Source organism: Pontibacter liquoris, assembly GCF_022758235.1.
Taxonomy (GTDB): Bacteria; Bacteroidota; Bacteroidia; order Cytophagales; family Hymenobacteraceae; genus Pontibacter; species Pontibacter liquoris.
This window is the reverse complement of sequence record NZ_JALEBG010000003.1, coordinates 48,140-61,013: the sequence shown is the minus strand read 5'-3', so window position 1 is coordinate 61,013 and position 12,874 is coordinate 48,140. Positions and strand designations below refer to the sequence as shown.

Genomic DNA, 12,874 nt, shown 5'->3' with positions numbered 1-12,874 from the left:
TATTATAAATAAATCAGTTCATACTGACCGGGCAGAGTATAAACAAGGATATCAGATAAGCGGGGATGATGCAATTTAAAAGAAGCAAACACGCAGGCGGTAGTAAAAAAGCTGGCGAGGTAGCAAAGGCATTTGCGTTATACTTACCAGACCCAGGTAGGGCAGATGACTTTCTGGCTGTTTTGCAGCTTAAAACCTATCACCACTTCATGGCTTCCGGCACTCACCTGGTTGAGGTTGGAGGTTGTCAGATCGTAGGAATAGCTCATGTCGAGCAGGGGGCTCAGGTTAACCCCTGCCATGAGGGCCATGGCATCATTATGTCGGTAGGATGCGCCAGCCCACACACGCTGAGAAAACAAAGCCCGGAGGTTGAAATCAATCGCGGGAGTTGCCGATTCTGTCATCTTTATCATCACGGACGGGACAAGCGAGAGGTCGCGGCTCGGCTGCAGGCGTATACCGGCGGTTCCATAATAGTGGGGTTGCTGGCGCATGTGGGGCTGTCCGGCAGCGCCGCCGTTCTCCACATCACTGCTGTTGCGCAACAATTGCCCACCCGAAAAGCCTGCAAAGAAATCCGGGCTGTAGAGCCATACACCCAAGCCTAAATCGGCTTTCAACGCATTTTGAACGGTACCCGACAGGTACGGATCGCCCGGGTCATAAACCACCGCATTTTGCGAATTGAAAGTGAACTGGGAAACACCGCTGGAGATGCCACTCGACAGGGTGAGATAGCGGCTGATAGGCTGGTGGTAGGAATAACTCAGGTTTAGGGTAGAGGTGCGTAAAAGGCCGGCTTTGTCCATCATGGCCAGCATGCCAAAGCCATGGTGTGGCACTGAGCGCTTGAAGCTGTTCTGCTTGGAAAAGCCACCGTGGCTTGCTTTTGTTTCTTTGGGAGAATGATTTCCGTTATAGCCCAGCGAGCCATGAAGGGTGGCATAAAAGCTGGTGGGGGCACCTTCCAGTCCCGTCCACTGGGTACGGTAGCCCAGGCGCAGGTCGGTGTATGTTTCAATGCCACCTACTGCAGGGTTCGTCAGGTAATTATTCTGCACATACTGCGTATACTGCGGCCGTTGTTGAGCCAGCGCAGCCAGGCAGGGCATAAGAAAAAGGAATGCTCCCAGTAAAAGTTGTTTCATAGCTGCACGCTGTTATTCTTCAATTTTCACTCCCACTAAAGGAGGGTTGCCACATTGGTTGATTACCTAAACTCTTCTTGCTAGCAGTAATAGCCGGTATACTTCTACCGAACTGGCAGCCGTTTCCCAGGTATGCTTGAACATAACAAAAAAACAGATTCTTATTTTTGTTATGTTCTTTACCGGTTTAATAAAATTTGTAATTTACTTGGAAGATACAAGGCTTTCAAAGTATAGCAAATATACAATAGTTAGGCATATAAAAAAGCTTTTGAGTGACTAACCCCACTTTATGTAAGACAGTTCAAAAAAAGGATAAGAAAATATCAATTGGATTTATAGTATATGTTTGGCTGCTTTTACGGCCTGAGTGCCTCCGAATAGCATCGCTGGAATTATCCTTCAGCAAGATGGTACCAAATCTTTTTTCCTTGAGCTTGCGCTATAACCGCTAAGCAGGCAATGCGTAGAAGCAGCAGGATACTAAGCCAAGGTGCTGCCTTGTTTTCCGTAGCTCAAAAAATGCTTTGGGTTATGCTCTTTTATCTCTGGAAGTAGCTTACAAAACCACAATGTTCAGCGGCAGCTATACTTGTTTTATGTAGCCGATCAACATTACTAAATGCATTAACATGAGCAGGTGCTTTGTGGCCGGTTTCGCTCGCAGAACGGGCTGCTGATAAACAACTTTTTTAAGTGTGCTACCAAGAGCGCTAAACCAGCCAAAACCGGAATTCTTTACCCAGAAAAAGCAACTGCAGACCTGCATGAATTCTGTTGTGTGGAGTAGGGTTTCCAAGTCGAATTTTTAAGCCCTAAGGTAGCGATAAGGAGCAAGTCATGAAAAAAGCTGCAGCATGAAAGGTTTATATTCCTACTGCAGCTTTTTATAAACAAGCTAAATAAACCAGAAATGCATTATATATATTCTATTATATATAATGCATTCTTAATGTTTATAAATAATTTATCTAATAATGTAACATAAATCATCTTAGGCTGTATGTAATCTTAATTAAAGATAAAATATTGTTATAAAATTAAAAGTATAACATGCTTTCATAATTTACTTGTGTAAAGGTCCTGTTTGTACTTATCACCTGATGTAGAAAAGCTCTCACCCCCTTCAGTATAAGTATAGTATGTGCTAAAACTTGCCTGAATACTATGCCATCTAGTTCATAATGTGATGCCAGCTTTTTTCATGGCTGAAAATCACATCAGGGAACTACTACGCCCATTTGCGATGCAATTTATATGGTATTTACTATATAAAGTGATTTAAATATTATTCCGAGTGCTGCACCCAACCCCAAACCTTAATGTTATGTATAAAAATTTTACTAGGTTCATTGCCAGGCTTGTTCATTCGCAAAAGCTGGTTTTAAGCACACTAATACTCCTGGTTATACTTGCCTCGGCGGCTTATTTGCGGGCGGCTGTGGGGATTAGTATAACAGGATCTGGTACATATAATCTTTCTGCTGATTTAGCTACCACTACAACTTATACCCCAATCACAAATGTGGTTGTTACAGATGTTGTTGGTGACGACTTTGCGGCTAATAGTTCTTATAGTATTGTGCTGACGGCTCCTATCGGTTGGGTTTTCTCTACTGGTGTTACTGTTACTTTAGCTAACGGAGAAGTTACTCTTGATCCAACTCCTGTTTATACTTCGGATGCTGCGGGTGTGAGAACAATTACCTTAAAGCTATCAACTAGTAATGGTAAACAAAACAAAAATGATCAGATAACAATCTCGGGTCTTAGTATCAAATCTACAAATGGCGTAATCGATCCAACGCAGCCGAAGTTAATAAAAGTTGATGTAATAAATACTTCAACTTCCACTACTGTTGCAACTAAAAGCCCCATCTCTTTATCTCAGGTAGCGGGTGCAGCAAAACAGCTGGCTTTTACCACGCAGCCTTCCACTGTTGAGACAGGCACAGCTATCTCACCAGCACCCCAGGTAATCTTAAAGGATCAGTTTGGTAACACGGCAACCAGTGCTACCAACACAGTTACATTGACCATTGGTACTAACCCGGGCGGAGGGACCTTAACCGGCGGGTCAGCGGTAGCTGCTAATGGAGTAGCTACCTTTTCAAATGTAAGCATCGATAAGCCGGGTGTGGGCTATACACTTGTTGCCTCCGGTTCAGGTCTGACAAGTGCGACAAGTGGTACGTTCACGGTCAATAACAAGCAACCAGTAATTACGGCCGTCACCAAATCGGATGGCAGCACGTTGTGCTTATCTAAAAATGATCCTGCGACCCCTATTACTGTTACAGGAACTGACTTTGTATCAGGAGCTACCGTATTGGTAGGAGGAGTTTCAGTTGCAACTACTTTTGTGAATACCACAACTCTAACCGCTACTATACCAGATACTAAATTAACAACAGCTGGTGGCTTAGGGATTGTTGTTCAAAACCCTGCACCTGCAACCAATGTAAAATCGACTACATTTAATATGCCTGTCGCAGATCTTTACCAATTAACAGTATCCGGATCTACTTCAGTATGTGCTAATTCTACTATCGTTCGGTATAGTGCTAACACAGGCCCTAACGTAAGCTCGCATGAGTGGAAGATCGTATCCGGAGACGCCACCATACGGCCCGGAACAGCAGGATCGGCCATTATTAACGTTGACTTTGGGAATACGAGCGGCGATGTAGTGCTTTCGCTTATTGCGAACAATTTATGTGGTAAGCCGGGCCCTGCGACATTAACTACCATAAGCGTGAAGCCACAGCCTGTGGTTAGTGTTGTTGCCAGCAAAACCGAAATCTGCGCAGGTGAAGAAATAACGCTCACGGCGAGCGGCGCGGACACGTACGTATGGTCTGGTACTGGAGTAGCGGCAGGAACTACGGGTTCAACCCTTACAGTTAGCCCAACTGCCACCATTACGTACCAGGTAGCCGGCACTACAAACACTTGTCAGTCTGTGACGCAAAAAGTTACGATTACAGTGACACCAGCACTCACGCAGGGGACTATTACAAGTATTAGAGAGTATTGCCAGAATGCAACGCCTTCGGCTTTAACGGCTACTGTTAGCGGCGGAGTATCAGCAAAGGTTTATTTGTGGGAGCAAAGCACAACCGGTACTGATTCGTGGGCTCCTGCCGACGGTACAAACAATACGGCTAGTTATTTGCCATCAACTGCTACTGCCGGCACCATGTACTACCGCCGAACCATTACATCAGGTAGCTGCACCAGCGTAGGCGAACCGGTAGCGGTGGTGGTATCACCGGCCATAACAAACAATACTATTCTTTCCGGTGCACAAACCATCTGTTCAGGTACCCCCGTTGCTTTACTGGATGGCGCCACAGCATCAGGAGCCACAGACCTGACATACTTATGGGAACAAAGCACAACGGGCACAGGTAGCTGGGTAGCGGCCGACCAGGTAAACAATGCCGAAGATTACCAGCCTGCCACCCAAACAGTAATTGCCACTACCACCACATACTACAGAAGAAAAGTAGTTTCGGGCTTTTGTACTAACTACAGCGATGTGGTGTCCGTTAAAATTACGGCGATGCCGGTGGCCACTATTCTGGAAGGTTCTAATACCTATTTCTGTTCGCCGGGTACTGCCGTACTAACAGCGCCGAGCGGGACAAATTATACGTATGCCTGGTTCAAAGAAGAAGGGGATACAGATGCCCCTGCAGGAACCGACAGAAGTATCAATGTAAGTATAGCCGGGCAGTATTATGTAATTGTAACACAGGTAACCGATGGCAACAGCTGTTCCACTACATCAGCGCCTATTACGGTTGAAGAAACGATCGTTGGCAATAACATTATCAACAGCCAGGATCAACTGGTTTGTTATGGTGCAACACCTGTTCCGCTCGATGGCAGTGAAGCAACATCAACCTTAGGAACAGTTTCTTACCAATGGCAGGTCAGCAGCAACGGCACTGATTTTACTAACATTGCAAGTGCTGCCGGAGGTATAGGAGTAGATCTTATGCTGGGAGCCCACACCGCAGACCGGTGGTACCGCAGAATAGCAAAAGTCGGCAGTTGTACGAATGTTAGTGACGAAACAATAAAAATTTCGGTGCTGCCGCAAATTGTTAATACCCTTACCACGCCAAACCAGACAATATGCCTTAATAGCCCGATCGAAACTATTACAGGTAACCCTGCATCCGGGGGTGATGGAACTTATACCTATGCCTGGTATCAGAAAACCGGAAATGGCAACTGGGAAGTTGCGCCTGCTCCTAACAATGGGGTAAGCTATGATCCGCAGATTGCAGCTACAGCAGGTACTTACGCCTTCAGAAGAGACGTGATTTCGGGAACCTGCGCACCGGTAGAAAGTAATATTGTAACGGTAACTGTTCAGCCAGCCATTGCAGGCAATACCATTGCCGGTACCACCGACTATTGCCAGGGCGCTACGGCAACAGCGTTAACCACCAACGGCACGTTATCAGGAGGTAACAGCAGCTCTTATACTTATGTATGGCAGCAGAGTACAACGGAAACAGGTCCGTGGACCAATGCCGCAGGTACGGCTACCGGTGCTTCTTACACGCCTTCCACTGCAACGGGTGGTACCACTTACTACAGACGACTGGTAAGCTCAGGCCAGTGCGCAAACGGCGAAAGCAACGTACTGAAGGTAGTCGTTACGCCTTCGGTAGTAAATAGCATTAGTACCACAATTACGGCCTATTGCCAGAATACTGCTGCTACAACTATTGGCGGAGCAGTTAGTGGTGGCAACGGCGATGGAACATATACTTACGTTTGGCAGGAAAGCGCTGCAGCCAGTGGGCCATGGACAACCATTAGCACAGCTACCGGGGCGGATTATACGCCTGTTACCACAACTGCCGGAACCAGGTACTACAAGCGCATCGTGACTTCCGGCAATTGCGCTAACAAGGAAAGCAATGTCGTTGCCATAACAGTTACGCCAGCAATTGTGAACGTTATTTCAGGTACATCCTCCTATTGCCAGAATGCTGTTGCTTCTGCAATAGGAGGAGCTGTGAGCGGTGGTACCGGCACTTATACTTACAGCTGGCAGGTAAAATCCGGCGTAAACGGTACCTGGGGCCCGGTGAGTGGAAATACGGCAACCCTGGTGCCAGCTACCGCGCAGGCAGGAGAATTTTATTACAAACGGATTGTTACCTCCGGGGCATGCGTTGGCGCAGAAAGCAATGAGTTTAAAGTTACCGTAGTACCAAGTATCGTGAATACCCTGGCAGGGGCTGCCACATACAGTTACTGCCAGAATGCGGTGGCTTCTGCTATTACTGGCACTGTAAGCGGAGGAGATGGCACGTATACTTACCTGTGGGAGAAAAGCGCTACCGGAACCGGCTCCTGGACGGCTGCTAGTGGAACAAACAACCAGCCTAATTATACACCTGCAACTACAACCGTCGGTACTACTTATTACAGACGCACTGTAACCTCAGGCGTATGTGCCACCCCGGTATCGAGCCAGGTAATTACCGTTACTGTTAATCCAAATCCAACCGTTACTGTTACCAGCCCGGCAGTATGCGCCGGTAACTCAACTACTATAACAGCCACAGTTTCCAGTGGAACTGCTCCTTATACCTATATTTGGACCGTGCCGGCTGGGGTAACAAACCCCGGCAATGTGGCAAGCTTTTCGGCAAGTATAGCTGGTACTTATAGCGTAGTGGTAAAAGATAGCAAATCCTGTAGCAGCGCGAGCGGGTCAACAAACTTTACCGTTAATCCGCTACCAACCATGTCGTTTACCGGTATAACCGACGGGCAGGTCGTCTATTCAGGAGATGGGAACTATGCCTTAACAGGCTCTCCGGCAGGAGGTACTTTCTCAGGCCCTGGCGTAACAGGCACTACCTTTAATACCTGCGCTGCAGGAGCAGCTGGTACTAAGACGATTACCTACACTTATACAAACGCAAGTGGCTGTAAAAATACCGTTTCGAAAACAGTAACCCTTAAAAAGTCTGTTTACAAGGTAATCGTCGTTGCAAATCCGTTTCCCTTCTGCCAGGGAGAAAATGTGACTTATACTGCAAAGGTATACCGCGATGCCGAAGTTATTTATCCTTACCTGGCCAATGATAAGGGCCAGCCGGTGGATAAAGCGGGTAATTTGATCCCGACAGGTGCTGGAAGTTTTCCGATTGCGAATGACCAGTATCCGTTCCCGGCCGGTACGCCGGACATCATAAAGGCGCAGGCTTACCGGTACTATCAGCCAATAGTAAAAGAAGGTACGGGCGTATTACTGGATCCAAGTCTATTTACTTACCAGTGGACGAAGAACGAAAAAGTAGATAGAAAGAATGGTGCGCCCGTAACGGATGATGCAGGCCTTTCCTCGCAGGATTACTATGGTGTAAAGGTAAGCTCTAAGAGCGGAGCACTTTGTGATGCTGTATTAGACAATCAGATGTCGTACAGGATGTATAGCGCCGACGTGCCTGATTATACCGTTACGCTAGCGGCCAGCCCGAACCCAATCTGTATAAGCGGTTCTATAACTTTTACGGCTACGCTTGCTGCATCATTTCCTTATTGGTCTATTGCCAATGTGCGCTTGGAATGGGTATTGAAAAGGGGTAGCACCTTATACTCTTTAGGAACTGTTCCTTATAGTGGTTCTAACACACTGCAACTAACAACAGATGCGGCAGCGGCAGGAGGCTATGTGAACGGGGATCAGGTCTATGTCAATATTTATTCGGATATAGATGCCTATGTTGCTAACACTAAGTGTGCCGGCAAAGCACAATCTACCCCAGTTACCATTGTCGTGGACCAGCCGGCCACACTCACAGCAGACTTAAGTACCACCTCACAAGCCAAGTGCGAAGGCGACAATGTGACCTATACTGCAAGTGCCACAGGCACCGGCATATCGTTTGCCTGGTACAGGAAAAACGCCGATGGCAGTTCCACGCTGCTTTCTGGCAGCAAGTATAGTATAACCAACACTACGGCAACCAGTGGAACAACAAGCACGCTGGCCATCACCGGCCTGGCCGTAAGCGATGCCGGCAGCTATTATGTGACGGTAAGCAATAGCACAACATCCGTTTGCCAGGCTTCGGTCACATCGGCAATTTCTCCGTTGGTTGTCAATCCCTACCCGCTTGCCTTCACGGCACAAAGTGGTAGCTACTGCCCGCAAACAAGTACAGGAACTCCTATTGTATTGTCTGATTCTGAAACAGGGGTTAATTACCAGCTTGTCCGGTTACCAGCTGAAAATGTGAAAACGATGGCAGGTACGGGCGATGCACTGAATTTTGGCTTATGGCCTGAAGGAAGCTACAAGATCGTGGCCTCTAACGGCTCCAGCTGCCTGCGCGAAATGCCAGTGCCGGATGTAGTAAAACAACCTGTTTTACAGTTCTTTGCCGAGATAAAAGTTACGCCGACTCCTTTGAAAATCGGAGACCCTGCCACCTTTACCGCAAACGCAACAAACGGGGGAACGGCTCTTACTTACCAGTGGTACAAGTATGATAATACTGCAAACAATTTTGTAAAGCTGGCAAATGAAACTGCTCAGACCTATACCATTGCGAAAGTGGAGGATGAATTAGTGCAGGTGAAGGTAGAAGTAACCGCCGACGGAACTACATGTGTTCAAAATAACGTGTTTGCCGCGGAATCAGGCCAGCTCACCCCGCTTCCGGTGGAGATAATTTACCTGCGGGCCAGCAAACAAGCAAACGACGTGTTGCTGGAGTGGGCTACGGCACAGGAAAAGGATAATACCGGCTTTGAAGTGCAGGTGTCGGAAGATGGCAAAGTATACCGTAAGCTCACATTCATCCCTACCCGAAACGGCAATGCGGCTGTGAAGCAGGTATACGAGTTCCGGGACAGGGAAAACGGCAAGCACGGCACCCGTTACTACCGCCTGAAACAAGTGGATGTAAATGGCACCTTTGAGTTCTTCGGACCAAAAGTGGTAACCTTCGATGCCGTGGCTGATAACATCAAAGTATACCCTAACCCATTCTCCAGCGAAATAACCCTGGATATAGCGGCTGTACAGGACGGAGAGCTGCTCATTACGGTACACAACGCCGTAGGCAAGCAGTTGCTGCAACGCAAGGTCCACGTGAAACAGGGCCTGACATCCGAGAAACTGCAGCTTGGAGATGGACTGCCACAGGGCGTATACTTTATCACAACACAGCTGGATGGCCATCTGGCCCACTTCAAGCTTTTAAGAGAGTAATTACAATAACTATTAGGGTTTAAAGCTGAAAGAACCGGGTATTTTATCCGGTTCTTTTGCTTTTAAGTATAGTATAACCCCACGCGGTCAACAGCAAATAGCGCAGCAAGATGTTAATCCAGGTAAGTATAAGCAATTCCCAGCGCTGCTGGTAACGGCTCTGTTTTGTCCGCTTCTTTCGAGCTACACATACCTGGCATAAACTACCTCTGCCCAGCGAGGTAACCGAGCATTGATTGGCCGGATTATAGTTAGATTATACTTAAGGGGAGCTTTCAAGGCAGTTGTTCTAAAAGCTGCGCGACCCCATGGCGGCTGCTATACTGTCATTCAAGCAAGCTGGATGGCATGGCATCAACCTGCAGAGGCTGCTATGCGTTATTAGAGCTCTACCAACAATATGAAAACAAATGGAACAGGAACAGACCACCTTACTAAAAGATTACTCCAAGGAGGAAAAAGGGGCTTATTTTGGCGCACTAGCTACTATGGCGTCAGCAGATGGGAATGCCTCGGCCGAAGAGCTGGAATTTCTGAAACTGATGGGCCAGGCAGCAGAGCTAACAGATAATGTGCAGCAGGAAGTGGTGCAGATCGCTAAGAACCCGTCTGTGATCAACCTGCAGAAGTGCCTGGATGTGCTCAAAGGTAGCCCGCTCCGGTTTTCTTTCATTACCGATATTATCAGCTTTGCCAAGTCAGATGGCCAGTATTCTTCCGAAGAACAAAAGCGCATTTCTGAGATAGCCGATTACCTGGGTATCGACCAGGAGCAGTTCAGTATTCTGGATCAGTTTGTGAACAAGGCAGACGAGGCGCAACAGCGCGGCGAAGATCCAACCTCACAGTCATTCCTGAATAAAAGCGGCTTTGGCGATATGTTTAAGAAAGCAGGCATTTCGCCGGCCATGGTAACGGGTATGCTGGGCATTCTGGCGCCACTGGTTATCGGACGAATGATGAGCGGCGGGCGCAGGGGCTACGGTGGCGGCATGATGGGTGGACTGGGCGGAGGGTTGCTCGGTGGCTTGTTAGGCGGTGGTATGGGTGGTGGCATGATGGGTGGCGGAATGCGCGGTGGCGGCTTAGGCTCCATTATCTCCATACTTGGTGGCCTGAACGGCAGGCGCGGTTACGGCGGCATGGGCTCTGGCGGACTAGGCTCGTTGCTGGGCGGCCTTTTTGGCGGCAGGCGCGGCGGCACCGGCTGGTAACGTTAAGCTAGCCTCTACTTATATTGCTACATCATACAGGTTATATCTAATTTTCCTTATATTGATGCTAGTTATAAGGAATCTGTAACCTATACTTGTATCAAATGAAGCGAAAAACTGTAAGTGGCCGTGATGTACGCATCTTTCTGCTGGGGATGCTGGCTATGTTCTTAATTGTACTCGCTTTTGACTGGCGCGATGCGAAAAGAGGCTTTATGGATGGTTTAAACGGCAGCGCCTACAACTATAAAGAAGCAGCCGTTTCTAAGTAAATTCTCATTTAATTAAAACAGCTGGTACTGTAACGAACATTACAGTACCAGCTGTTTCTGCTTAGCGGGCATCTGGCAGGTTCTCAAGTTCCTGTTTGATCAGTCGGCGCAAATCTTCTTCCCTTAATAAACCCCGCACTTTTTTGTTGCCGATGATAAAGGTAGGCACCGCAGTCACCTGTACCTCCTCATACGCCTGCTTCAGCGCATCCAGGTGTGCCTGTTTATACTTGCCTGCCTTCAGGGCCAGCCTAAATTCCTCCTCATTTAACCCCACTTCTTTGGCCAGTTTTGTGAGCACCTCCAGATCGCCGATGTCCTGCTCTTCCTGAAAAAAGGCACGGAACATGCGTTGGGTGTACGCCTCGCCCAAACCTTTTTCCCGGGCATATTGGTACCCCTCAAAAGCATGGTGCGTGTGGGGCTGGGGAGATACGGCCGGCAGCACAATGGGGATATCCAGTTGCGCGGCCATCGGGTACACCGAGTTTTGCCAGGTGGTCTGCAGGTAGTCTTCTTCGGGTTTGAGCGTGGGCGTAGGGTAGGGGCGCAGCTCGAACGGCATCCATTCTATCTGCACCTGGCCCTTTATACCCTGAAGCGCCCGCTCCAGCACCACTTCGCCCAGAAAGCAGAAAGGGCACACGTAATCGGAGTATACTTTAATCTGTAACATTAGCGGTAGTCTGGTTTCTCTCTTTTACCGGATCCGCGTGGCATTGTTTTGGTTGTTGTAAATGCAGGCAATTTTTTTGTAGCTTGAGAGGCTAAAAAAAAGATCATGATGCTTCGACGTTATTTTTATACACTTGCCCTGGCACTTGGGCTGTTGGCCTGCCAGCAGCAACCGCAGCAAACGGCCACCGCCCAACAACAGCAAACCGCATCCAAAGTATACTTTCCCGGCAAAGGGGATAACTGGGAGCATAAGCAACCCGAACAGCTGGGCCTGGATGCCGCCAAACTGCAGGAAGCCGTGGAATGGGCCAAAACGCAGGAAACCACCCAGATGAAGAAGGATTTCTCCACGCAGGAAGAGATCTTCGGCACACCCCTCGGGCCACTGCCAGCTGACAGGGCTTTTACCAACGGCCTTATACTTAAGAACGGCTACATTGTGGCCGAATGGGGCGATACTAAAGCAGCCGACCCGACCTACAGCGCCGCGAAAAGCTTTCTATCTACCATCCTGGGCCTAACCATCGACAAAGACATGATCCAAAGTATAACGGACCCGGTAGCAAAGTATGTGCATGATGGCGGTTACGATTCGGCACACAACAACAAAATAACCTGGGAGCAGCATGCCCGCCAAACGAGCGAGTGGGAAGGCGAATCGTGGGGCAAGAACAGCAACTTTATCGGGCACGAGGCCTTTGGCAAAGGCGAGCGCAAGCCACGTGAACTGCAGGAGCCGGGTACCTTTTATGAGTATAACGATGTGCGCATCAACCGGCTGGCGCTTTCGTTGCTGCGGCTCTGGGAAAAGCCTTTGCCGCAGGTGCTTAAGCAGGAGATCATGGACCCGATAGGGGCTTCCGATACCTGGCAATGGGTGCCTTACCGCAACTCGACGGTAAGTATAAACGGCCAGCAGATGCCTTCGGTAAGCGGCGGCACGCGCTGGGGCGGCGGCCTTTGGATCAGTGCTCGCGACGAAGCCCGCTTTGGCTATCTTTTTCTGCGCAACGGCCGCTGGGACGGCAAACAGCTGGTGTCGGAAGAGTGGGTGAAACAGGCTACCACACGCCGTGGACCTGTGGGGCCGGATTATGGCTACCTGTGGTGGCTGAACACCGAAGGCAAGTTCTGGCCGGATGCGCCTACTACCAGCTATGCCGCACTGGGCGCCGGACAAAACACCATCTGGGTAGACCCGGCACACGACCTCGTGATCGTATGGCGCTGGCACGACGGCAACCAGAACGAATTCATTAAACGCGTGCTGGCAGCCGTAAAAGAGTAAGTCAAAGGCTGCTCCAG

6 protein-coding genes and 1 pseudogene are annotated in these 12,874 nt (G+C 48.8%); 5 read left to right on the top strand and 2 right to left on the bottom strand.

Translation table 11 applies throughout. The features are described from left to right. Nucleotides 1-143: 143 nt before the first annotated feature. The gene (locus tag LWL52_RS17320) at nucleotides 144-1,151 is read right to left on the bottom strand and encodes a PorP/SprF family type IX secretion system membrane protein (protein ID WP_242922382.1); all 1,008 of its coding nucleotides are present in this window, start codon (nucleotides 1,149-1,151) and stop codon (nucleotides 144-146) included. 1,327 nt (nucleotides 1,152-2,478) lie between these two features. On the opposite strand from LWL52_RS17320, the pseudogene LWL52_RS20695 reads away from it, so the two are divergent. From LWL52_RS20695 to LWL52_RS17300, 4 genes and pseudogenes are all read left to right on the top strand, one after another. Next, nucleotides 2,479-3,882: pseudogene (locus LWL52_RS20695) on the top strand (choice-of-anchor Z repeating domain-containing protein); the annotation flags it as partial. 24 nt (nucleotides 3,883-3,906) lie between these two features. Beyond that, nucleotides 3,907-9,405 (top strand): DUF8696 domain-containing protein, encoded by a 5,499-nt coding sequence (locus tag LWL52_RS17315; RefSeq protein WP_242922380.1) that lies wholly within the window; start codon nucleotides 3,907-3,909, stop codon nucleotides 9,403-9,405. Nucleotides 9,406-9,815: 410 nt separating this feature from the next. Next, nucleotides 9,816-10,619, top strand: coding sequence for a tellurite resistance TerB family protein (locus LWL52_RS20570; protein ID WP_255749823.1), 804 nt, complete (start codon nucleotides 9,816-9,818; stop codon nucleotides 10,617-10,619). Nucleotides 10,620-10,723: 104 nt separating this feature from the next. Next, nucleotides 10,724-10,891 carry a hypothetical protein gene (locus tag LWL52_RS17300; RefSeq protein ID WP_242922373.1) on the top strand — a complete coding sequence of 56 codons (168 nt, stop codon included), beginning with the start codon at nucleotides 10,724-10,726 and terminating at the stop codon, nucleotides 10,889-10,891. 61 nt (nucleotides 10,892-10,952) lie between these two features. Here LWL52_RS17300 and LWL52_RS17295 read toward each other — a convergent pair whose 3' ends face one another. Beyond that, nucleotides 10,953-11,567, bottom strand: coding sequence for a DsbA family oxidoreductase (locus LWL52_RS17295; RefSeq protein ID WP_242922371.1), 615 nt, complete (start codon nucleotides 11,565-11,567; stop codon nucleotides 10,953-10,955). A 105-nt stretch (nucleotides 11,568-11,672) separates the two neighbouring features. On the opposite strand from LWL52_RS17295, the gene LWL52_RS17290 reads away from it, so the two are divergent. Then, complete coding sequence (locus LWL52_RS17290) at nucleotides 11,673-12,857, top strand: serine hydrolase domain-containing protein (RefSeq protein WP_242922369.1); 1,185 nt, start codon at nucleotides 11,673-11,675, stop codon at nucleotides 12,855-12,857. The last annotated feature ends 17 nt before the right edge of the window (nucleotides 12,858-12,874 follow it).

Excerpts from the sequence above, each read along its gene's own strand:
- LWL52_RS17320 (WP_242922382.1), bottom strand. The coding sequence starts at position 1,151 with ATGAAACAACTTTTACTGGGAGCATTCCTTTTTCTTATGCCCTGCCTG.
- LWL52_RS20570 (WP_255749823.1), top strand. The coding sequence starts at position 9,816 with ATGGAACAGGAACAGACCACCTTACTAAAAGATTACTCCAAGGAGGAA.
- LWL52_RS17300 (WP_242922373.1), top strand. The coding sequence starts at position 10,724 with ATGAAGCGAAAAACTGTAAGTGGCCGTGATGTACGCATCTTTCTGCTG.
- LWL52_RS17295 (WP_242922371.1), bottom strand. The coding sequence starts at position 11,567 with ATGTTACAGATTAAAGTATACTCCGATTACGTGTGCCCTTTCTGCTTT.
- LWL52_RS17290 (WP_242922369.1), top strand. The coding sequence starts at position 11,673 with ATGATGCTTCGACGTTATTTTTATACACTTGCCCTGGCACTTGGGCTG.